The sequence below is a fragment of the Kitasatospora sp. NPDC093550 genome (assembly GCF_044764985.1).
In the GTDB taxonomy this organism is placed as follows: domain Bacteria; phylum Actinomycetota; class Actinomycetes; order Streptomycetales; family Streptomycetaceae; genus Kitasatospora.
This window is the reverse complement of the sequence record NZ_JBIWJF010000015.1, coordinates 1-20,141: the sequence shown is the minus strand read 5'-3', so window position 1 is coordinate 20,141 and position 20,141 is coordinate 1. Positions and strand designations below refer to the sequence as shown.

At 72.2% G+C, this 20,141-nt stretch carries 23 protein-coding genes, 1 tRNA gene and 1 riboswitch; of the genes, 20 read left to right on the top strand and 4 right to left on the bottom strand.

Annotated elements, in window-relative coordinates; translation table 11 throughout:
* Nucleotides 1-191: 191 nt before the first annotated feature.
* Together ACIRD3_RS23810 and ACIRD3_RS23805 are read right to left on the bottom strand one after the other, a co-directional pair.
* Nucleotides 192-920 (bottom strand): histone deacetylase, encoded by a 729-nt coding sequence (locus ACIRD3_RS23810; RefSeq protein WP_402220050.1) that lies wholly within the window; start codon nucleotides 918-920, stop codon nucleotides 192-194.
* A gap of 7 nt (nucleotides 921-927) precedes the next feature.
* On the bottom strand, nucleotides 928-1,692 hold the full coding sequence (locus tag ACIRD3_RS23805; RefSeq protein WP_402220047.1) for a GntR family transcriptional regulator: 765 nt from the start codon (nucleotides 1,690-1,692) through the stop codon (nucleotides 928-930).
* A 224-nt stretch (nucleotides 1,693-1,916) separates the two neighbouring features.
* Between ACIRD3_RS23805 and ACIRD3_RS23800 the strand changes: the two genes are divergently transcribed.
* From ACIRD3_RS23800 to ACIRD3_RS23720, 17 genes are all read left to right on the top strand, one after another.
* Nucleotides 1,917-2,624, top strand: coding sequence for a hypothetical protein (locus ACIRD3_RS23800; RefSeq protein WP_402220045.1), 708 nt, complete (start codon nucleotides 1,917-1,919; stop codon nucleotides 2,622-2,624).
* 113 nt (nucleotides 2,625-2,737) lie between these two features.
* Entirely contained in the window at nucleotides 2,738-3,031 is a 294-nt protein-coding gene (locus tag ACIRD3_RS23795) for a hypothetical protein (RefSeq protein WP_402220042.1), read from the top strand.
* Complete coding sequence (locus ACIRD3_RS23790) at nucleotides 3,031-3,285, top strand: hypothetical protein (protein ID WP_402220040.1); 255 nt, start codon at nucleotides 3,031-3,033, stop codon at nucleotides 3,283-3,285. The genes ACIRD3_RS23795 and ACIRD3_RS23790 overlap by 1 nt, the downstream gene beginning before the upstream one ends.
* Nucleotides 3,282-4,247: a DUF2637 domain-containing protein gene (locus ACIRD3_RS23785; RefSeq protein ID WP_402220037.1), complete on the top strand. Its 966-nt coding sequence runs from the start codon at nucleotides 3,282-3,284 to the stop codon at nucleotides 4,245-4,247. Before ACIRD3_RS23790 ends, ACIRD3_RS23785 begins: the two co-directional genes overlap by 4 nt.
* Nucleotides 4,244-4,564 carry a hypothetical protein gene (locus tag ACIRD3_RS23780; protein WP_402220034.1) on the top strand — a complete coding sequence of 107 codons (321 nt, stop codon included), beginning with the start codon at nucleotides 4,244-4,246 and terminating at the stop codon, nucleotides 4,562-4,564. Before ACIRD3_RS23785 ends, ACIRD3_RS23780 begins: the two co-directional genes overlap by 4 nt.
* Nucleotides 4,565-4,566: 2 nt before the next feature.
* The gene (locus tag ACIRD3_RS23775) at nucleotides 4,567-4,947 is read left to right on the top strand and encodes an RRQRL motif-containing zinc-binding protein (protein ID WP_402220033.1); all 381 of its coding nucleotides are present in this window, start codon (nucleotides 4,567-4,569) and stop codon (nucleotides 4,945-4,947) included.
* A gap of 47 nt (nucleotides 4,948-4,994) precedes the next feature.
* Nucleotides 4,995-5,639 carry a hypothetical protein gene (locus ACIRD3_RS23770; protein WP_402220030.1) on the top strand — a complete coding sequence of 215 codons (645 nt, stop codon included), beginning with the start codon at nucleotides 4,995-4,997 and terminating at the stop codon, nucleotides 5,637-5,639.
* A 97-nt stretch (nucleotides 5,640-5,736) separates the two neighbouring features.
* A complete protein-coding gene (locus ACIRD3_RS23765; RefSeq protein WP_402220027.1) occupies nucleotides 5,737-7,929 on the top strand; it encodes a cell division protein FtsK in 2,193 nt (730 codons plus the stop codon).
* Nucleotides 7,930-8,078: 149 nt separating this feature from the next.
* Nucleotides 8,079-8,333, top strand: coding sequence for a hypothetical protein (locus ACIRD3_RS23760; RefSeq protein WP_402220024.1), 255 nt, complete (start codon nucleotides 8,079-8,081; stop codon nucleotides 8,331-8,333).
* 46 nt (nucleotides 8,334-8,379) lie between these two features.
* Nucleotides 8,380-8,568 (top strand): hypothetical protein, encoded by a 189-nt coding sequence (locus tag ACIRD3_RS23755; RefSeq protein WP_402220021.1) that lies wholly within the window; start codon nucleotides 8,380-8,382, stop codon nucleotides 8,566-8,568.
* Nucleotides 8,569-8,580: 12 nt separating this feature from the next.
* Nucleotides 8,581-8,793, top strand: a complete 213-nt coding sequence (locus ACIRD3_RS23750) for a hypothetical protein (protein WP_402220019.1) — start codon at nucleotides 8,581-8,583, stop codon at nucleotides 8,791-8,793.
* Entirely contained in the window at nucleotides 8,790-9,074 is a 285-nt protein-coding gene (locus ACIRD3_RS23745) for a hypothetical protein (protein ID WP_402220017.1), read from the top strand. The genes ACIRD3_RS23750 and ACIRD3_RS23745 overlap by 4 nt, the downstream gene beginning before the upstream one ends.
* A 110-nt stretch (nucleotides 9,075-9,184) precedes the next feature.
* Nucleotides 9,185-9,793 (top strand): SAM-dependent methyltransferase, encoded by a 609-nt coding sequence (locus ACIRD3_RS23740; protein ID WP_402220404.1) that lies wholly within the window; start codon nucleotides 9,185-9,187, stop codon nucleotides 9,791-9,793.
* 86 nt (nucleotides 9,794-9,879) lie between these two features.
* Nucleotides 9,880-10,734 (top strand): DNA primase, encoded by an 855-nt coding sequence (locus tag ACIRD3_RS23735; RefSeq protein ID WP_402220014.1) that lies wholly within the window; start codon nucleotides 9,880-9,882, stop codon nucleotides 10,732-10,734.
* Between the two features lie 2 nt (nucleotides 10,735-10,736).
* The gene (locus ACIRD3_RS23730) at nucleotides 10,737-12,212 is read left to right on the top strand and encodes an ATP-binding protein (RefSeq protein ID WP_402220011.1); all 1,476 of its coding nucleotides are present in this window, start codon (nucleotides 10,737-10,739) and stop codon (nucleotides 12,210-12,212) included.
* 477 nt (nucleotides 12,213-12,689) lie between these two features.
* Nucleotides 12,690-12,881 carry a helix-turn-helix transcriptional regulator gene (locus ACIRD3_RS23725; RefSeq protein ID WP_402220008.1) on the top strand — a complete coding sequence of 64 codons (192 nt, stop codon included), beginning with the start codon at nucleotides 12,690-12,692 and terminating at the stop codon, nucleotides 12,879-12,881.
* A gap of 62 nt (nucleotides 12,882-12,943) precedes the next feature.
* Nucleotides 12,944-14,311 carry a tyrosine-type recombinase/integrase gene (locus ACIRD3_RS23720; RefSeq protein ID WP_402220005.1) on the top strand — a complete coding sequence of 456 codons (1,368 nt, stop codon included), beginning with the start codon at nucleotides 12,944-12,946 and terminating at the stop codon, nucleotides 14,309-14,311.
* Between the two features lie 159 nt (nucleotides 14,312-14,470).
* Here ACIRD3_RS23720 and ACIRD3_RS23715 read toward each other — a convergent pair.
* Nucleotides 14,471-14,558 (bottom strand) — tRNA-Ser (locus tag ACIRD3_RS23715).
* A gap of 77 nt (nucleotides 14,559-14,635) precedes the next feature.
* Nucleotides 14,636-16,480 carry a S1C family serine protease gene (locus tag ACIRD3_RS23710; protein WP_402220003.1) on the bottom strand — a complete coding sequence of 615 codons (1,845 nt, stop codon included), beginning with the start codon at nucleotides 16,478-16,480 and terminating at the stop codon, nucleotides 14,636-14,638.
* Nucleotides 16,481-16,688: 208 nt separating this feature from the next.
* Nucleotides 16,689-16,835: riboswitch (TPP riboswitch) on the top strand.
* Here ACIRD3_RS23710 and ACIRD3_RS23705 point away from each other — a divergent pair.
* The 3 genes from ACIRD3_RS23705 (at nucleotide 16,828) to ACIRD3_RS23695 (ending at nucleotide 20,051) form a co-directional block, all read left to right on the top strand.
* Entirely contained in the window at nucleotides 16,828-18,240 is a 1,413-nt protein-coding gene (locus ACIRD3_RS23705) for a purine-cytosine permease family protein (protein ID WP_402220001.1), read from the top strand. It overlaps the preceding riboswitch by 8 nt.
* 118 nt (nucleotides 18,241-18,358) lie before the next feature.
* On the top strand, nucleotides 18,359-19,183 hold the full coding sequence (locus ACIRD3_RS23700) for a glycerophosphodiester phosphodiesterase family protein (RefSeq protein WP_402219998.1): 825 nt from the start codon (nucleotides 18,359-18,361) through the stop codon (nucleotides 19,181-19,183).
* A 283-nt stretch (nucleotides 19,184-19,466) separates the two neighbouring features.
* Nucleotides 19,467-20,051, top strand: coding sequence for an ATP-binding protein (locus ACIRD3_RS23695; protein ID WP_402219996.1), 585 nt, complete (start codon nucleotides 19,467-19,469; stop codon nucleotides 20,049-20,051).
* The last annotated feature ends 90 nt before the right edge of the window (nucleotides 20,052-20,141 follow it).

Genomic DNA, 20,141 nt, shown 5'->3' with positions numbered 1-20,141 from the left:
GCCGGGAAACACCGAGGGCGGGTGCCGAACGATGTCGGCACCCGCCCTGAGCAGGTGGTTCTCCTACCGGCGGAGAGCGTGGGATTCGAACCCACGGTGACGGGTCACGCCACGACAGTTTTCAAGAACAACTCGCCCGTTGCGCCCGCATCGCGTCTGATCAGGAACGCAATCCTATCGCCCGGGGCCTATCAGCACTCGTGGCCCACAGCTGGCCCACGCGCCTCCGGCTCTGACTCCACCCCAGGCTTGAGGCCAACGGCCGCCACGATCTCTTTCGCCGTCCAGGACCCGGCCGCGCCGGGCCGGGTGCTCAGGTACCTAGCCGCGCCCTCGGTGGTCCATCCGTGGGCCTCCCGCAACCCGGACACGAAGTTGCGGAGATAGGCGGCTGATGGGCGAGTCACCTCGGCATCAACGCGCCGCCATGGCGCGGTGAAAGTCAGCACGGGGTGGCTGTCGATCTGCCCCGCGCATACCAGCGTCTCGTAGCGGCCAGGGCCGAGGCGGACGCTTCCCAACTTGAGGGCCTGCGAGAGGTCGAGGTCACGCCCCGGCAGCTCATGCATCTCCTGAGCCGCGATGTCGGAGAACTGCTCTCTGGAGACCAAGTAGGCCCGCGCGGGCATCTCTCCGTCGTCTGTCTGGTCGTAGAAGCCCATGCCACCGGTCCAGACCTTCGACTCCAAGGCGAAGTACAGCTGTCCTGGCAGCATCACGGGCACCGTCGCCCGAGGCGGGCGCGTATCGCGGCACCCCGGGTAAGCACGCGCACCGCCCGGTGGGCACCCGCCGGCGATGTAGTACATGAGCCGGTCGAGATGCATGTTCGAGCCGTACGCGGCGTACCAGACAAGCTCAGAGTCCGGCTCGTGGCCGTCCAGGGGTTCCGGGCGGCGTACAGCGCTCAGGGTGGTCATGTCGTCCTTAGTCCGCCGAAACGTCGTAGCGGATGACGTGCCTGTCGCCGGGAAGCGTCGTGATCATCACCCGGAGCGGCCTGTCGTCCTTGTCGTAGCCAGTGCGGCGGTGGACCGCCACCGGGGTTGCTGCAGGGAGAACGAGTCGCTCACTCTCTTCCCGGGTGGGCATCCTGACGGTGATTTCGTCGCTGTACCGCACCTGGACCAGGCCAGCGCTGGCGAGCACGCCTCCAGGGGCCGACACGTCCTCGGGCAGCATCAGCGGCGTGTTCCGGACCAGCTCCTCCGGGAAGTACGAGTCAGCCAGCGCGTACGGCTCGTGATCCACGTAGCGGATCCGCTCGCGCACAACGGTCAGCGCCGCCGTGGGGTCGAGCTGAAGCTGATGTGCCACTTCCTCCGGGGGGCGCCTGATCGATACGCGGATCTCCTGGCGCGGCTCCTGGCCATTACCGGCTATCTGGCTGGCCCACTGGTCGCCGGCAGTGTGGTTCACCTCGTGAACGGACCGGGACTCCATGGTGGTCCAGTTCCAAACGGCCTGCTTGTAGCGCTCGCGGACGAAGCTTCCTCGCCCCTGTGCCGACACCAGGAGGCCTTCGTCCGTCAGGCGACCGAGCGCGAGGCGCACGGTGTTGCGGCTGACGCCGTAGGCCGTGGTCAGTTCTTCCTCGGTGGGGAGCTTCTGACCGGGCTCCAACTGGCCCCGCTCGATCTGAAGCCGCAGGTCATCGGCGATGGCGTGGTAGCGCGGCGTCTGTTTGGCCATGTCTGATCTTCCTGCCTTGGTCGACTTGTTCCAACAAGGTACCCCGAAGTGCTTGACGACGCGAGCACCCATGCCCCAAGCTCTTGCCCAGAGCTTGTTGGAACAAGTCAGCCAACAGGACCGGGTGAGGCTACATGCCTGGTTGGCCCTTCCTTGGGCTGCTCCGAACTGCGCGAATGCGCCGCTCTGTCGTTGCTCCACCTGTCCGCTCAGGAGGCTTCGCCATGCCCGCCGCTCCCCGCACCACCACCCGGACCGTGACCGGCCGCTCCTACGCCCGTCGTGTGGCGACGCTGACGAGCGGGTCCCGGCGGATGTCGGCGGGGGCGTGGGTGGCGGAGGCTGAGGGCGCGGAGCGCAAGCGTCGGGCGGCGGCATGCCGTCTCGGCCGGCTGACCGGTACCCGGTCGCCTCGGTGGAGCGGGGAGATCAGCCAGGCGGACTGGCGGACGGTTCTCGCGGCCGGCGCGGCGGCCCTGGCCGATGCCGGGACGGCGGTTGGCGTCGCCACCGAGGCGGACCGCGCCACGTGCGCCAAGTGCGGAACCAACCTGAACCGGGCCAACACCGGCAGCCTGTGCAACCCGTGCCGGACCTCCGCCGACACCGACGCGGAGCCCCAGCAGCAGACGCCCGCCAACAGGCGTTCCGCGCCGGACCCGGAGCACCTGGCTGTCACAGCCACGGAGTTCATCCAGCTGACCGCCGCCAAGGACGACCGCGTGGTCGACCGGACCCGCAACGGCCGGGTCGAGGCGCTGGTGAACGAGCTGCTGGCCGCCCGCCCGGCGAGCGCGCTGGACGTGGTCGGCGAGGACGAGCGTCGGCTGGTCGAGAAGTGGAGCCCGTTCCGCAACGGCCCGCGTCACGTCGTCCGGTGCACTGACGGCTCCCGCCGCTACGGCGACGGGACCCGGGCCCGGCAGCACTAACCCCAGCACTACCTACCCGTCACGGGCTCGTGACGGGGGACGGCTCCCCATCTCCTTGGCCGGAAGAGGAACCGTCCCCGCCGGGCCCGCCCAACTCAGGAAGAGGCAGACCCATGAAGGACAGGATTGCAGGCCAGACGGCCGTGACGAAGGACGAGTTCGCGGAACTGGCGCTCGGCCTCACCGTGGACTCGGCGTTCACCCGCCTGTTCACCGGCGTCCCCGGTGAGAGCGCGGTCGAGCGCGAGGCCCGGATGGACGCCGCGGCCGACATCGTGGCCGACCTGCGTCGCGAGGACCCGATGCTGGCCGCCTACGCCGAGCGGCTGCTGAGGACGGCGCCGGTGCCGCTGCACCGGCCCCGCTCCGTCGGCCGCCGGCCGCGTTCGCGGAAGGCAGCGGCGTGATGGGGATCCTGCGCACGGCCGCCGACCGCGTGGCGCTGGCGATGCCCGCCAACCGCAACATCACCACCGTCGTCGCGCTGGCCTCTTCGGCCGCGCACGACGCCGATCTGACCGGGGCCGCCGCCGCCGTCTCCGGGCTCGGCGTCGCCGCGATCGTCGCCGCCAAGCTCTACGGCCCGGTCGAACCGCCGGAGGGCGGATACGCCGGCTTCACCACCGACGGCGAGCAGCCGATGCGGAGGTGGCTCCGGTGAGCCGCGCCGGAAAGGGATGGCTGATCACCGGCCTATTGGCCGTGGCCGCGATGGCGTTCCGCGTCTCCTGGAACGCGCTGAAGGACATCGCGGCGGCGATCGGGGCCGACCCGACCGCCGCCACCGTCTACCCCCTGGTGGTGGACGGGCTGATGGCGCTGGCGCTGGTCGTCGCTCTGGCGCTGACCGGCGCCGACCGCCGGTTCGCGCTGCGAGTCCTGGCCGGGTACACGGCGGCGTCGCTGGTGCTCAACTACGTGCACGGCATGGTGCCGACTCTGCACGGCGGCGGGCGGGCCCGACTGGCCGGGTGGGCGCCCGCGCACTGGGCCCTGGTCCTGCTCGCGAGCAGCCTGCCGGTCGGGTCGATCTACTTCGGGTCGGACCTGGTCGCGAAGGTGTTGCACGCCAACCCCAAAGCCGACAAAGCGCCCGACATCATGACGAATCGGTCGGGGCCTGACCAGCACGAACCCGGGAACGCCGAGCAGACCGAGTCGGTGTGGCAGTCGCCCGACTCCACGTCCACCCCGGTGCCGACCATGCCGGTCGTCGCCCCGACCGTGGCCCCGGCCGAGCAGGCGCCCGCCGAACCGGCCCGCAAGCCGACCGCTCCGGCGGCGGCCCGGCCGCGTCGGGCGACCGGCGCCGTCCCGAAGTCGGCCCGCACCACCCGACCCAAGCGCACGGCGGACGAACTGCTCGCCGAGGCGCGGTCGGCCACCGCCGAGTGGTCGGCCGCCGAGTTGACCGCCGACCGGATCCGGGAGGCGGTCCGCACTTCGGCCGCGAACGCGCGGACTCTGCGCGACACCCTCACCGCCGAGCGCGCCGCACCGGCCGCTGCCGAGGCGGAGCGGCCCTCGCTGCACGCCGTCCCCGACTCCGCCCACGCCGCCACCGGCGGCCCGGCGGTTGAGACCACCGAGACCACCAACTTCGTTGAGGAGCAGGCGTCGTGACCGCTCTCGCCACCCGGGCCGACGCGGCCCACGCGCTGATGATGATGCTCATCGAGCACGGGGCCTTGCCCCAGCCAGACGAGTTCGAGGTGCGCGATTTCGAGCCCGACGCCGACGTACCGGACTGGGGCGTGTCCCTGGTCGTCCGTGACTCGCTCACCCGCTTCGAGCAGTGGCGCGCCGCGCTCGGTCTCCACCCGCACGACATCGCCTACAGCGCCTGCCACCACGGCGCGTGCCTGGGCGCCGTCGGAGAGGTCCACGGCGTGCCCGTGGAACTGTTCGCCGTCGCCGACGTCGACGTCCCCGGGCGGTAGTCGTGGCCCGGCCCCGGTTCTGGGACCCGGAGGGCCGCCGGTTCGGGGGTATCCCCACCTACCCGTGGAGGATGGCCCCGGCCGGCCTGCTCACCCGACGACAGCTGCGCGCCCGCGGCTTGCGCCCGGGCGGGCAGCAGGTCGCCGCGCAGCTCATGTGGCGCTCACGCCGCTCCACCAACGGCGTGCGGGTCGCCTATCTGTACCGCCTCACCCACGCCCGGCCCGTGCGCCCCATGACCGACGGGCGACGCCGGGCCCTGGCTGCCGCGAACACCGCCCGCCGCACCTGCCCCACCTGCGGGCGGGACGCCGGCTACGTCCTGCCCGCGCACCTCGGCACCTGCCTGCCCTGCGCCGGTCCCGCCGCCCTCGCGGCCTGAACCCACCCCCTGACCTGCTCCACAATCCGAGCAAGGAGAGCCCTGTCATGTCTGTGACCGAAATCCGCGTGATCTCGTTCGGCTACCTGCACGGCGCCCCGCCCGAGCACGCCACCGTCACGCTCGACCTGCGCCGCCACTTCCGTGACCCGCACGTCAACAAGGATCTGCGCCACATGACCGCCCGCGACGTGCCGGTGCGCCGGGCGGTGCTCGGCACCCCGGGCATCCAGGAGCTGATCGCCGCCACCGCCGCCATGGCCGACGCCTACGACGCCGGCCCGCAGGACGGGCCGCTGACGATCGCGGTCGGGTGCGCCGGCGGCCGACACCGCGCCGCGACCGTTGCCGGGGTCCTCGCCAAGCGCCTGGGCAAGACCGGTATCCCCGTCGTCCTGGAACACCGTGACCTGGACGAGCCGGTCGTCGAGCGCACCGCCACCGGCGACGCCGTCACCGGCGCCGGGTCGGCCGTCTACGGGTGGGAGATCACCCTCCAGTACGCCTCGCCGTCCGGGCACGGCAACGACGTCCTCACCCTCAGCGGCACTCACCAGGTCCGCCCCGGCGACACCCGCACCACCACGCGGCACGCGATCCGCGACGCCATCGCCCGCCACCGCCCGGAGACCCGAAACGCCTCCGTCCTCTTCTTCTCCCTCGAGCCGGAACTGCTCCGGCCCGCCGCGTGAACTCGCACAATCCCCGGGACGGCCGCTCAGCTTGCCGGCGTGTCCGGCCGCCCCGGGACCCCTTTCCACACCACACAGCAGTGAGGAAGGACCCTCAGTGAACCACCACACCCCCGGCGACGACGCCGAGAACGAGCTGTTCGCCCGCCTCGCGGCGGAGATGGCCGGCGACGGCGTGGTCGACCTCGCCAAGGCCCGCGCCGAACGCCGCCCCACCACCACGGCCGTGGACGGCGACGAGGCCGACGAGGGCCCGTCCGTCTACGTCGACCAGCCGCTCACCACGCCGCTGCCGGTGCCGGAGGGCACCCGCCGCCCGATCCTCCCCGCGTGGCTGCTCTCCAAGACCGAGCTTCGGACCCAACTCGCCTACACGGCAGGGCAGATCGGCCACACCGCCGCCTACCACGCCGTCCGCACCCCGCTTTACGCCGCCCGCCTGGCCGCCCGGGCCCCGCGCGGAACCGCCCGGGCCCTGACCTTCCTGGGCCGGTGGGCCTCCGACGCGGAGGGTCAGCCGCTGCGCGCGGCGGCCGCTCGCCGCGAGGACGCCGAGCTGTACCTGAAGCTCACCCGCCAGCGCGACAACCGGGTCCGGCTCCGGAGCCTGATCTCGCTGCTCGGCTCGGTGTTCGGGCTCACGGCGGTGATCGTGCTGTGGGTGCTGACCAGCACCGCCACCCTCCTGGCGCTCGCCTCCGCCGTGGTGCTCGCGCTCGGCGTCGCCGGCGCCCCGGCGGATGAGCCGCTCATCGGCCGCGCCGTCGTGAAGGCGAAGGCGCCGAAGTTGACGTCGGACATGGTGGTGCGGGCCCTGGAGTCGCTGGGCATCGGCGGGATCACCTCTGCCAAGTCCAAGGGCTCCGGCATCACGTTCCCCGCGCCGATCATGCGCGACGGGCCGGGGTGGCGTGCGGACGTCGAGCTGCCGCACGGCGTGGAGGTCGCGGACGTGATGGGCAAGCGCGGGCAGCTCGCCTCGGGCCTGCGCCGCCCGCTGGGGACCGTGTGGCCGGAGCAGGCGCCGGGGGAGCACCCCGGCCGCATGGTCCTGTGGGTCGGGGACCAGGACATGGCCACCGCCAAGCAGCCCGCCTGGCCGCTCGCCCGCAAGGGCACGGTCGACCTGTTCGACCCGGTCCCCTTCGCCACCGACCAGCGCGGCGCCTGGGTGAACGTCACCCTGATGTTCATCGCGGGTGTGATCGGCGCCGTCCCGCGCATGGGCAAGACCTTCCTGCTCCGCCTGCTCCTGCTCATCGCCGCCCTCGACCCGCGCGCCGAGCTGCACACCTACGACCTCAAGGGCACCGGCGACCTCGACCCTGTCGGCGAGAAGGTCAGCCACCGTCACCGGGCCGGGGACGACGACGAGGACATCGAGTACGCGATCGCCGACCTGCGGGAACTGCGGGCCGAGCTGCGGCGCCGCACCAAGGTGATCCGCTCGCTGCCCCGGGACGTGTGCCCCGAGAGCAAGGTGACCAGCAAGCTCGCCGACAACAAGAGCTTGCGGCTGCACCCGATCGTCGTCGGCGTGGACGAGTGCCAGGTGTGGTTCGAACACCCGAAGTACGGGGCGGAGTTCGAGGAGATCTGCACCGACCTGGTCAAGCGCGGCCCCGCCACGGGGATCGTTCTACTGCTGGCCACCCAGCGCCCGGACGCCAGGTCCCTGCCGACCGGCATCTCCGCGAACGCGATCCTGCGGCTGTGCCTCAAGGTCATGGGCCAGACGGAGAACGACATGGTGCTGGGCACCTCCGCCTACAAGCGCGGGGTGCGGGCGACGACGTTCACCCGCGCCGACCGGGGCATCGCCTACTACATCGGCGGTGAGGGCGCCGATGCGCAGATCGTCCGCTCCGTGTTCGTGGACGCCCCTCACGCGGAGGCCATCGCCCAGCGCGGCCGCGACGCCCGCGAGAGCGCCGGGCTGCTGACCGGCCACGCCGCCGGCGGCACCGACACCGCTCCCGCGACGGCGCCGCGGTTCGACCTGCTCGCCGACATCCTCGCCGTCATGGGCCCGGACGAGCCGAAGCTGTGGTCGGAGACGGTCGTCGCCCGCCTGGCCGAGCTGCGGCCGGACGTGTACGGGCCGTGGGGCGAGTTGGAGGGCCGCGCGAAGGCGGACCAGTTGGTGACCGCACTCAAGCCCTACGGCATCACCACCGGTCAGGTGTGGGGCACCACCGAGGACGGCAAGGGCGCCAACCGGCGGGGCATCACCCGCGCCGACATCACCAAGGCCGTCACCGAGCGCGACAAGAACCGCGACGCCGGATAGGGCCGGACGGTCCAGGAACAGGTGCTAGGCCTAGCGGCCCGCCCCGCTAGACCTAGCACCCCCGCTAGCGGCCCATATAGCTCCTGATCAGGGAGCTAGCCCCTAGCGCACCCCTCTCTCGCATGCCGGAAACCGCCCCGGAGGCACCCATGACCCCCCTGATACTCGCCTTGCTCGCCGCCGCCCTGCTCGCCGCGCTCTGTTACGCAGCGTTGTGCGCCGCGAGCCCCTTCGGTGACTGCCGCAAGTGCGACGGACTCGGCTTCCAGCTCACCCACGACCGGCGCGGCAAGCCCAAGCGCGGTAAGCACTGCCGCCGCTGCCGAGGCGTCGGCAAGCGCATCCGCGTCGGCCGCCATCTCTACAACCTGGCCCACCGCACCTGGACCGCCGGCATCAACTGACCCCGCCCCAGACCACTCGCCCACCGCTCAGCCCCGGGAGAACCGCATGAACGTGACCATCTCCGTCGCCGCCGTCACCGGCCTGATCACCATCACCCTCGTGTGGACCAAACGTGTCGGCGCCGGCACCGCCCTCATCGTCTGGCTGTCCGGCCTTACCGCCGCCTCCACCGGCCTGGCCGGGCCCGTGAACAACCTGCTCGCCGCCGTCGTCTCCGCCGCCAGCAACCACTGACCGGCGCCCGCGATGACCGCCGCCGCCGCGATCCGGCCGCTCGCCGCCGTGCACCTGCGCGAAGCCCTCACCGCCGCCGCCAACCACCAGCCGGCCGCCGCACTCGCCGCGCTCATGCACATCGACCCCCAGTCCTGGACCGCCATCGAACAGCGCGCCGCGCTGCTCGGCACCGACCTGGTCGACCTGCTCGCCCACGCCGCCCGCACCGGAGGAACCCCGTGAGCACCACCACCGACGCCCTCGTGACCGCCACCCTCATCGCCCCCGGCGCCATCCTCACCGCCGCCGCCCTCATCACCCAGCACCGCGGCAAAGCCGACAGCGCCGCCGTGAACCAGGTACTCGCCGCCTCCGCCGCCGAACGCGCCGCCCGCGCCGCCACCACGGACACCGCCCCGCCGGACGGCGGCGAGGGCGCCCCCGCCCCGGCCGTCACCGCCCCGGCGGCCCGGCTCGCCACCGTCCTGCCGTTCACCGGCGCCGGTGCGCGCCGGGCCGCCTGAGAGGGCCGCCTGTGGACACTCCGATCCGCCCGGCCGCCGACTGGCTTCCCGCCCGGCCCTGGAACGGCCTCACGGTCCTGGACGCGTACTGCTGCCAGGGCGGCGCCGGCATGGGCTACTACCTCGCCGGGTTCGACGTCCTCGGCGTCGACAAGGACCCGCAGCCCCGGTATCCGTTCCGCTTCGCGCAGGCCGACGCGGTCGACTTCACTGCCCGCTACGGGCACCGCTTCGACTTCCTGCACGCCTCCCCGCCGTGCCAGCACGACAGCGAGACCCAGCGCATCCAGCGCAACCGGCACCCCGACCTGATCGGCCCCACCCGCGAAGCCCTCCAGTCCACCGGGCGGCCGTGGGTGATCGAGAACGTCGGCGGCGCCCTGCCCAAGCTCCACGACCCGGTCATGCTGTGCGGCGCCATGTTCGCCCTGCCGACCTACCGCCACCGGTGGTTCGAGCCCGGCGGAGGCCTCACCCTCACCGCCCCGCCCGACCCCGAGCACACCGCCCCGCAGGCCAAGATGGGCCGCCCCATCCCGCCCGGGCACTTCGGCCACTTCGTCGGCAACTTCTCCGGCGTCTCCCACGCCCGCCAGGCCCTCACCGTCCCGTGGATGACCCGCGACGGCATCCGCGAGTGCATCCCCCCGGCCTATAGCCGCTTCATCGGCCAGCAGGCCGCCCGGCAGCTCCACACCACGGCCGCACACGCCGCCTGAAGCGAACGGCAGCGGCGGCCCCCTCCCGCCAAGAAGCGGGGCCGCCGCCAATCCAGCACCGTCTTAGAGAACTGGAGACCTCCAGCATGACCCAACCGATGGACATCCGGGGAGAGCACCTGCCCGTCGCGCTCTCCCTGGCCGCCGACGGCGTGCCCGTGCTGCCGTTGCGAGCCGGGAAGGTGCCGTTCGGCAACTGCCCGCGCTGCGCCCGCAACGCGTGCGGCGGCCGGCCGAACATGAAGCAGCCCGGCCCCTGCACCTGCCCCCTGCCGTGCCACGGCTGGGCCGCCGCCACCACCGACCCCGACGTCCTCAACTCCCCCGCGTGGACGCGGGCGTGGGGCCAGGCGGCGGCGGTGGCCTACCACCCCGGCGGCGCCGGACTGACCGTCGTCGACCTCGACAACACGGACGCCATCACGTGGGCGCGGGAGGCTCTGCCCGCGACCCGGACCGTCGCGACCACCCGGGGTGAGCACTGGCTCTACCAGGGCGTCATGCCCTCCGCCAACGCGGTGCGGCCCGGCGTCGACATCAAGTCGTCCATGTCCTACGCCCGGTGGCTCGGCCCCGGCACCGGCCCCCTGACCGCGCTGCCGGACATCGTCCGCGCCCTGGTCGTGAAGACGCCCCCGGCTGCCCGACCGGCGCCCGTCACGGTGCCCTCCCCGGCCCGGGGCGGGACGTGCCCCCACCGCACCCCGACCTACCTGGCCCGTGGCATCGCCATGGCCGAGCAGCGCATCACCGACGCCACCGCCGCCGTGCACGCCACGGTGTTCGCGACGTTCCTCGCCGTGCTGTCCACGCACGGCCGCTGCGGCTGCCTGACCGAGGCACACACCGCCCGGCTGTTCGCCGCCGCACAGGCCAAGGGCGAATCGCCCCGGCACTGCACCGACGCGTGGACCAACGCCCTCACCCGGCTGGGGATGTAGCCATGGCCGAGGACGAGAAGACCCCGGCCCGCGAGATCATCGCCGACTACGCCAGCCAGCACTTCCGGTACTTCCGCACCGCCGACGGCACCGTCTACGCCCAGCGCACCGGCCACCCCGTGGCCCGGCCGATCCGCTCCCAGGGCACCACCGGCAGCCACCGCCAGGAACTCATGGTCGGCCTCTACCGCGACGGCTGCGGAGTCTTCAACGGAACCGCACTCAAGGAGGCGCTCGACCTGATCGAGGCCCTCGCACTCTCCGAAGAGGTGCAGCCCGTCCACATCCGGGTGGCCCCCGGATTCGACGGGGCCACCTGGCTCGACCTCGGGCGGGCCGACGGCCTGTCCGTGCGCATCCACCCCACCGGCTGGGACATCACCGTCCCGGACCCGCGTGAGGTGTGCTGGCGTCGCACCCAGCTCACCGGGGAGCTGCCGCTGCCCGCGAAGGACACGGACGGCAAGGGCATCGACCTGCTGCTGCGGCTGTGCAACTTCGCCGACGCCAAGGCCGAGTGCCTGGCCATCGCCTGGCTGATCGGCTGCCTCGGGCCGTCCGTCCCGGTGCCGGCGCCGTTCCTCACCGGTCCGCAGGGCGCGGGCAAGTCCACCGGGGGCCGGATGCTGGTGAGGATCATCGAGGGGATGAGCGGCGACCTGCGGCGGGCGCCGAAGGACGAGGAGAACCTGATCGCGGCGGTGGCGGCCGGGTGGGTCACCGCCCTGGACAACCTGAGCCACATGGGCCCGGACCTGTCCGACGCCATGTGCTGCATCGTCACCGGCGCCGAGAGCGTCAAGCGCGCCCTGTTCACCGACGGGGACGTCCACCGCTCCGCCTACCGCCGCCCGCTGCTGCTGACCGGCATCGACGTCGGCGTCATCCGCCCCGACCTCGCCGAACGCCTCCTGCCGCTGCGGCTGGAGCGGCCCAGCGTGAGGCGCACCGAGGCGGAGCTGTGGGCCGAGTACGCGGACGTCCTGCCCGTCGTGCTGGGGTCGCTGCTCGACCTCACGGTCAAGGTCCGCGCGGCCGAGGCGGAGACCCCCACCGACCTGCGCATGGCCGACTTCGCCCACCTGTGCGCGCAGCTCGACGCCGCGACCCACCTCGGGGCACTGGCCGCCTACCGGGCCAGCCTGGACGACCTCAACGACGACGTGATCGAGGGCGACCTGCTCGCGCAGACCGTCCTCAAGCACGCCGAGACCATCGAGTCCGGGGGCGCGCAGCGCATGACCTCCACGCAGTGGCTGCAGCTGCTCGGCCGCGTCTACAGCGGCGACGACCTGCGCCCGCTACCCAAGGGCTGGCCGACCACCGGCAAGGTCCTCAGCGACCGCCTCAAGCGGCTCCAGCCCACCCTCGCAGCCCGGGGTGTCCTCATCGACACCGGCCGCACGAAGGAGGGCCGCTACCTCGAAATGGCCCGCCCGGCTGTCCCGCCCCCGCACGAACAGCCCCGGCTGGTCTGACCGCGCCTCACCGCACCGGACAAGCAAGAAGAGCACCGGCGCCCGGGTGCTCTTCTTGCTGTTCGGCGAAGCCGCCCGAGGTCGCGCCGCGAAGCGGCTCCTTCTTTCGCTCTGAGGCGCACCCGACTACAAGCAAACAGCCCCTCCTTTTTTCCTAAGTAGGAAGACGCTGCGTCACCTGCGTCACGCGAGCCGGAAAACGGCCCCTGACCAGCCGCTACGGGCGTGACGCAGACGACGGCCGCTGCGTCACCGCTGCGTCACCGCGTCACGGGCTGCGTCATGCGGTGACGCAGCCCGTGACGCACGCCGGACCGCTGCGTCACGCAAAGCACCAGGTCAGAGGCCCGGGTGACGCACAGGACGCAGTGACGCAGAAATCCCCACCTCGGACAAACCGAGAGACCCCTGTCTCCGTCTTGCTCTCACCACCCACGCCACCACCCCCCACCTGTTGAACCCAGGAGGAGATCCGGCATGCCCGTCAAGGACCCGAAGCTCAAGCTCGCCGCAGTCCTCGAAGAGATCGAGATGTCCCGCTCGGCGTACTACCGGATGGTCGCCCTGGGGAAGGGGCCCAAGACTATGAAGCTCCCCAACGGCCAGATTCGCGTTCGCCGGAGCGACCTCGACGCCTGGTGGGCTGCACAGGAACAGACCGCCGCCTGATCCGCCCGCTAACCCGCCCAGGGCCCCGGCCGACGCCGGGGCCCTGCCAGTTTGGAGAACACGTGCTGACGTACGACGTGAAGCTGTACACCATCCGCCAGCGCCCCGGCCGGCGGCTGCCCTTCGAGCTGCGGTGGAAAGTCGGCTCGAAACCGCACTCGAAGAGCTACGCCACGAAGACGCTCGCCACGGGACGACTCGCCGAGCTGCGGACCGCGATGAAAAACGGCGAGGAGTTCGACCAGGAGAGTGGACTACCTGTGTCCGAGCTGCGGAAGCAGACTGAGGGCACCTGGTTCGACCACGCGACCGCGTACGCGCAGATGAAGTGGGCGCGTTCGTCGGCGAAGAGCCGCGCGACCCGCGCCGACGCGCTCGCCACCATCACGCCCGCGCTGGTGACGGATCGACGGGAAGCACCGGACGAGAAACTGCTCCGACGGGCCCTGAGTTGCTGGGCGTTCAACTTCTCTGAGCACCAGTTGGACCAGCCCGAAGAGGTCACCGAGGCGCTGGCCTGGATGGCGCGGAAGTCCGTCAAGATCAGCCAGTTGGAGGACTCCGACACCGTTCGGCTGGCCCTGGAAGCCCTTTCCCGACTCTTGAACGGCGGCGTCGCAGCGGACAACACGATCACCCGCAAGAGGATGGTGTTCAACAACGCTCTTCAGTACGCCGTGGAGCGCCGCAAGCTCCCCACGAACCCCCTGCAGTTTGTTGACTGGAGTCCCCCGGAGACTGACGACGAGATCGACTTTCGGTGGGTGCCCAGCCCTGCACAGGGCCGGGCGCTGATCGAAGCAGCTGGCCAGGTTTCAGCCCGCGGCAGGCACCTCCGTGCCTTCTACGGGTGCATCCTCTACGCGGCGACCCGCCCGTCGGAAGCACTGGACATCCTGGAGTCGGACTGCACCTTGCCGAAGGAGGGCTGGGGCGAGATCGTGCTCGACGGAAGCGCGCCCGGGGTCGGGTCACGGTGGACGGACGACGGGTCGACCCACGACGAGCGGGGTCTCAAGCGGCGGGCCAGGAAAGCCACGCGCCCGGTACCGATTCCACCGGTGCTCGTCCAACTGCTCCGGGAGCACATTGCCGAATTCGGCATCGCACCGGACGGCCGACTGTTCCGGGCGGCCGGGGGTGGGCGCCTGCTCAGCAACGAGTGGTCGGCCGTCTGGAAGGAGACCCGGAAGCTGGGGCTCACGCCTCAGGAGTCCGCGTCGCCGTTGGCCAACGTGGTGTACCTGTGCCGCGCAACCGCCGTATCCGGCTGGCTGGTCGCCGGTGTCGACCCCATGGAGGTTGCGCGCCGCGCCGGCCACAGCGTGGCCGTCCTGCTCCGCTTCTACGCGAAGATCATCGCTGGGCGAGAGGACCACGCAAACGCGCTGATTCAGCGATTCCTCGACGGCCACGACCTGACCACGTAGGTGGTCACTCCGTTCCACGGGCGTTCCACGCTGGCCCACAGCTGGCCCACACACCCTGACCGACCCCGGCACACAGGTGGGACAGGCTGGGACGGAATCGAAAAGGGCGGGTATCGGCAGCTTGCCGATACCCGCCCTGATCTGGGCTTTCTCCACCAGCGGAGAGCGTGGGATTCGAACCCACGGTGACGGGTCACGCCACGACAGTTTTCAAGACTGTTCCCTTAGGCCGCTCGGGCAGCTCTCCAGGCGGAGGTCAGCCTAACGGGTCCGGCGGGGTTCGGCGCACACGGTTTCCCGGCGTCGCGGGTCAGCGGGCCGGGGTCACTGGTCGCCGTCGCGCTGGCCGAGGGTCACCTTGGTGGTGAAGGTCTGGCCGTTGCGGGTGTACTCGACGTCGACCGTCTCGCCGGGCTTGTGCGTCCAGATCCGGCTGACCAGGGCGGGGCCGTTCTCGATCGGCACGCCGCCGAGCTTGGTGATGACGTCGCCCGGCTTGAGGCCGGCCTTGTCGGCGGCGCCGCCGGGGACGACGGCCGGCTGGCCCTGGATGTCGCGGGTCTGGATCTGCGCGCCGTCGCCCTTGTAGTCGTCGTTGCGCAGCACGTCGAGCTTGGCGTAGACCGGCTTGCCGGTCTTGATCAGGGTGTCCGCGACCCACTTGGCCTGGTTGATCGGGATGGCGAAGCCCAGCCCGATGCTGCCGGCCCGCCCGTTGGCCGAGGCGTTGGACTGGATCGCCGAGTTGATGCCGATCACCGCGCCGCCGGAGTCGAGCAGCGGGCCGCCGGAGTTGCCCGGGTTGATCGAGGCGTCGGTCTGCAGGGCGTTCATGTAGGAGGCCTGCGAGCCGGTCTCGTCGCCGGAGGCGACCGGGCGGTCCTTGGCGCTGATGATGCCGCTGGTGACGGTCGACTCCAGGCCGTACGGCGCGCCGATCGCGACCGTGGCGTCACCGACGTTGACCTTGTCGGAGTCGGCCAGCGGCAGCGGGGCCAGCTTGCTCTTCGGCGGGTTGTCGATCTTGACGACGGCGACGTCGTAGCCCTCGGCGTGGCCCAGCACCGAGGCGTTGTACGAGGTGCCGTCGGCGAACTTGACGGTCAGTTTGCCGCCGTTGAGGGTCGGCGCGACCACGTGGTTGTTGGTGAGGATGTGGCCCTCGGTGTCGAAGACGAAGCCGGTGCCGGTGCCCGACTCGCCGTTGCCCTGCGCCTTGATGGTGACGACGCTGGGCAGCGCCTTCTGGGCGATCGCGGCGATCGAGCCGGGGGCGGGCTCGTTCTTCTGGGTGTCGCTGGCCTGGACGGTGGTGCTGCGGTGGTCGTCCGCCGAGCTGGAGCCGGGGTTGCGGTCGGCGATGGTCACGCCGAGCGCGCCGCCGGCCACCCCGGCGACCAGCGCGACGGCCGCGATCAGGGCGACCAGTCCGCCGCGCTTCTTGCGCGGGCCGCCGCCGTGCGGGCCGCCGGGGTGCTCACCCGGGTAGCCGAGCGGGCCGGCCGGGCCGCCGGGGAAGCCCGCGCCGCCGGCGGCGTCGTGGGTCGGGCCCCAGCCGCCGAGCGGCTGGCCGGCGCCGAAGGGGTGGTGGGCGTGCGCGGCGGGCGCGGCCGGGGCGGTGCCGTACGGGTCGTGCGCACCGGCGGCGGGCACGCCGTGGGTCGGGGTGGCGTACGGGTTGGCGGCCGGCGGCAGTGCCGGGGCCGCGGGCGCGGCCTGGGCCGCGGCGGGAGCGGCCGCGGCGGGGGGCAGGACCGGCGGCGGCGCGTCGATGTACCCGGTGGCCGGGTCGACGGCCGGCTCCTCGGCGGCCGACGCGACCGGCGCGGCGGGCGCCTCCGGCTCGGGGACCTTGGTGAGGGCGACGGTGGGCCGGTGCCCGCCCTCCGCCGGCGCGGCCTCGGCCGCCGGGGGCGCCGCGGGCGCCGCCTCGGGCTCGGGGACCCGGCTGAACGCCATGGTCGGCTTGTGCCCGCCGTCCGCCGGAGCGGCGTCGGCCGCCTCACCGGCGTCGACCGGGGCGGCCTGCGGCTCGGGGACCCGGCGGAACGCCATGGTCGGCTTGTGCCCGCCCTGAGCGGGGGCTTCGGAAGCGGACTCAGCCGCCTCCGGGCCTGCGGGCTGCTCCCCCTGCGGCCCGGTGGGCCCAACCTCGCGCTCGGTGCTCACGGACGACCTCCATAGCTGGCAGAACCAAGGACCATAGTTTTTCGCATTGCCGATTCGGTTGTCGTAAGGACCCCTCTGAAGAACTCATAAGAATCCTTAGCCCGCGCCGACGGCCGATGGTTCGCCGCCCCCGCCGGGCGTCCCGCGATGCGGACGGCACCCGCCCTGGCCTTGGCGTTCGCCCCCGTGCCGGTTAGCCTGTCGCTCCAAACTGACACGCGGGAGCTTGGACCGACCAGGCTGAGAGTGCGCATGTCGACCGTACGCCACGCGAGCGAGGCGGACGGCCGAGGGGGCGCTGACCGCCGGAACCTGTCCGGGTAATGCCGGCGTAGGGAGTATCGGCCATGCCGCCTGCTTCGCCATCCTCTTCTTCGGGCGCACCCGCGTCCAAGGATTTCCCCGACCACCCGGCCTCGGCCACCGCCGTCCTGGACCGGCCCGAGCGCGCCGAGGCGCCGCTGGTCCTGGACACCGAGCCGCCGCGCACGCTGCGCTTCCGGGACCACTTCGCGCTCTGGATGAACCTGGGCGTCAGCCTGATCGGCTTCTCCACCGCCGCCACCGTGCTCGGCGCCCCCGGCAGCGAGCTCTCGCTGGCCGCCTCGGTGACCGCGATCGCCGTCGGTACGGCGGTCGGCACCGCGATGCTCGGCGTGGCCGCGCTGATCGGTGCCAGGACCGGTGCCCCCGCGATGGCCAGCCTGCGCGGGCTGTTCGGCACCCGGCTGTCCTACCTGCCGACGGTGCTGAACATCGTGCAGTGCGTCGGCTGGGGCGTGTTCGAGCTGCTGACCATCTCGGCGGGCGCCCAGACCGTCGCCCACACCACCGGCTACCGCTGGCTGTTCGTGCTGCTCGCGGGCGCGCTGACGACCGCGCTGACCATCTGGCCGCTGGGCTCGATCGCGGTGCTGCGCCGCTTCGTCGCCGGCGCGGTGGCGGTCGCGATGGTGTACTTCACCGTCCAGCTGGGCCGCCAGGGCGTGCCCGACCCGGGCGCCGGCAACTGGCACGGTTTCCTGGGCGCGACCGACGCGATGATCGCCGTGTCCATCTCCTTCGTGCCGCTGGCCGCCGACTACACCCGGCACTCGCGCACCCCGCGCTCGGCGTTCTGGGGCAGCTTCTCCGGCTACACGATCGCCCAGGTCTGGTGCTACGTGCTCGGCCTGATGGCGCTGCTGCAGTCCGGCGGCGACCCCGACAAGATCTTCGACTCCTTCCTCGGCGTCTGGGCCGGCTGGCTGTTCCTGCTGGTGCTGGTGCTGCGCGAGACGGACCAGTCCTTCGCCAACGTGTACTCGACCGCGATGTCGGTGCAGAACCTGCTGCCGAAGGTCGACCGGCGGGTGCTGAGCGGCGGGATCGGCGCGCTGACCACCGTGCTGGCGCTGCAGATCGACCAGTTCACCGACAGCTACTACAACTTCCTCGGCCTGATCGGCTCGGTGTTCGTGCCGCTGCTGGCGGTGCTGGCGGTGGACTTCTTCCTCGGCGCCGGGCGCCGCGGCTGGGACCTCTCCGAGGACGCGCCGTCCCGCTGGACGATGCTGCTGCCGTGGCTGCTGGGCTTCGCCGTCTACCAGTTCATCGCACCGACCAAGGTGGCCGGCTGGTGGACGGACTTCTGGACCTCCGCCCAGGAGACCCTGCACTTCACCCCGCAGGAGTGGACCTCCGCCTCGCTGTTCGCCTTCCTGGTGCCGGCCCTGGCCACCTGGGCGCTCACCCCGCTCTCCCGCCGCGCCGCGCGCTGACGCCGCCCTCCGGCGCCGGGCACCGACCCCGGTACCGGCGCCGGAGGGCCCGCGGACGGCCCCGCGGATTGGGACCGTCTTCGCCCCCGCTTCACCTCGGCCGCCTATCGTTGGCCCCGTGACCAGCCCAGACCTGTCCTCGACGGCGGCGCGCACCGCGTCGCCCGTCCAGGTGATCGCCCACCGCGGTTCCTCCGCCGCCCTGCCCGAACACACCCTCGCGGCCTACCGGCGCGCCCTCGACGAGGGCGCCGACGCGGTGGAGTGCGACGTCCGCGTGACGGCCGACGGCCACCTGGTCTGCGTGCACGACCGGCGGATCGGCCGGGTCTCCAACGGCCGGGGCACCGTCTCCGCCATGACGCTCGCCGAGCTGGAGTCGTACGACTTCGGCGCCTGGAAGACCGGCCGCCCCAGCACCGACCCCGAGCTGCGCGGCGTGCTCACCCTGGAGCGTCTGCTGGAGCTGGTGGTGGACTGCGGCCGGCCGGTGGACCTCGCCATCGAGACCAAGCACCCGGTGCGCTTCCGCGGCCTGGTGGAGACCGAGCTGCTGCGGGTGCTGGAGCGGTTCAAGATCGGCGCGACCCGGGAGGGCGACCGCCCGTCCGCCCGGATCATGAGCTTCTCCTCGACCGCGCTGAACCGGGTGGCCGCCGCCGCACCGCAGTACCGGCGGGTGTTCCTGTTCGAGCGGACACTGCCGCTGCTCGGCAAGCTGCGCGAGGGCTCGCCGCTGCCGGGCGGAGCGCGGATCGCCGGGCCGGGCATCGAGCTGGTGCGGGCCCGCCCCCAGCTGGTCACCCGGCTTCGCGAGCTGGGGCACGAAGTGCACGTGTGGACGGTGGACGAACCGGCCGACGTCGAGCTCTGCCTGGAACTCGGGGTGTCCGCGATCATCACCAACCGGCCCGCCGAGGTACTGGCGCAGCTCGGACGGTGATCCGCCGGTGCGTCCGGGGCCGTCCCGGTGCGCACTGATCAGCCTGGTCGGCAGTCAAACCTTCCCCGCGCGATATTGCCGGAATTTCTCTCCCCGCGGACTCTTCCGGCCTCTTCCGGACTCTCCCGGACTCCGCCGGGCGACGGAGGGTGAGCACGGAATGACCTCCGGTCGACGGTCTGTCGCGATGCTCGAAATGGGCTCGCGGAATCGTCGGGTGCTCGTTTCCGACGCATTACCAAGGGGCATCTCTCCCTCGGCATACGCTGAAGGAGGTCCGGGGGTGGCGTTGATGGTGGCGCGTGAAGTGCCGACTTCATCGACCATGGCAGTGCCGCACGGCCCAGCGAGTGTCGGGGTCGCACGGCGCCGACTGCGTCGAGATCTGGGTGACCGGCAGATACCGGAACCGGTCATCGATGATGCCGTACTGATCCTTTCCGAACTGTTGAGCAATGCGTGCCGGTACGCCCGCCCGCTCGGCCCGCTGCCGGCGCTCGGCCGCAGTGCCCGGGCCGAGGTGCTCGGGCAGGTGCTGGTCGGCGTCCCGTCCGGGGCGCACCCCGCACCGGGCGGCCGGGAGCACGGCGAGGACACCGGGGAGCCCGACGGCGGCGTGCTGGTCCGCTGGCAGATGCACACCGACGGCGTGCTCACCCTGGAGGTCACCGACGGCGGTGCGACCACCCGGCCGCTGCCCGCCAGTCCCTCGCTGACCTCGCGCGGCGGCCGCGGCCTGGGCATCGTCGACCAGCTCGCCAGCGACTGGGGCGTGCGCGACGCGCCCGGCGAGGTGACGGTCTGGGCCGCACTGCCCGCCCGCGCCCGGCACGCCCGGCGGGGCGGAGGCGACGCCCGCAGCGCCTAAAGGTTGTTTCACAAGGCTGGGGGCCGCGGCAGGGTGTCCGTTTGGATGCGGTTTGACTCCCAGGTCGGGCGCTCGAGAAATAGGACAACT

Bases quoted from the DNA above. Each gene is read 5' to 3' on its own strand.
- ACIRD3_RS23750 (WP_402220019.1), top strand. From the start codon at position 8,581: ATGACCGCCGCCGCCGCGATCCGGCCGCTCGCCGCCGTGCACCTGCGC.
- ACIRD3_RS23755 (WP_402220021.1), top strand. From the start codon at position 8,380: ATGAACGTGACCATCTCCGTCGCCGCCGTCACCGGCCTGATCACCATC.
- ACIRD3_RS23810 (WP_402220050.1), bottom strand. From the start codon at position 920: ATGACCACCCTGAGCGCTGTACGCCGCCCGGAACCCCTGGACGGCCAC.
- ACIRD3_RS23800 (WP_402220045.1), top strand. From the start codon at position 1,917: ATGCCCGCCGCTCCCCGCACCACCACCCGGACCGTGACCGGCCGCTCC.
- ACIRD3_RS23730 (WP_402220011.1), top strand. From the start codon at position 10,737: ATGGCCGAGGACGAGAAGACCCCGGCCCGCGAGATCATCGCCGACTAC.
- ACIRD3_RS23760 (WP_402220024.1), top strand. From the start codon at position 8,079: ATGACCCCCCTGATACTCGCCTTGCTCGCCGCCGCCCTGCTCGCCGCG.
- ACIRD3_RS23725 (WP_402220008.1), top strand. From the start codon at position 12,690: ATGCCCGTCAAGGACCCGAAGCTCAAGCTCGCCGCAGTCCTCGAAGAG.
- ACIRD3_RS23805 (WP_402220047.1), bottom strand. From the start codon at position 1,692: ATGGCCAAACAGACGCCGCGCTACCACGCCATCGCCGATGACCTGCGG.
- ACIRD3_RS23770 (WP_402220030.1), top strand. From the start codon at position 4,995: ATGTCTGTGACCGAAATCCGCGTGATCTCGTTCGGCTACCTGCACGGC.
- ACIRD3_RS23795 (WP_402220042.1), top strand. From the start codon at position 2,738: ATGAAGGACAGGATTGCAGGCCAGACGGCCGTGACGAAGGACGAGTTC.
- ACIRD3_RS23740 (WP_402220404.1), top strand. From the start codon at position 9,185: ATGGGCTACTACCTCGCCGGGTTCGACGTCCTCGGCGTCGACAAGGAC.
- ACIRD3_RS23735 (WP_402220014.1), top strand. From the start codon at position 9,880: ATGACCCAACCGATGGACATCCGGGGAGAGCACCTGCCCGTCGCGCTC.
- ACIRD3_RS23790 (WP_402220040.1), top strand. From the start codon at position 3,031: ATGGGGATCCTGCGCACGGCCGCCGACCGCGTGGCGCTGGCGATGCCC.
- ACIRD3_RS23705 (WP_402220001.1), top strand. From the start codon at position 16,828: ATGCCGCCTGCTTCGCCATCCTCTTCTTCGGGCGCACCCGCGTCCAAG.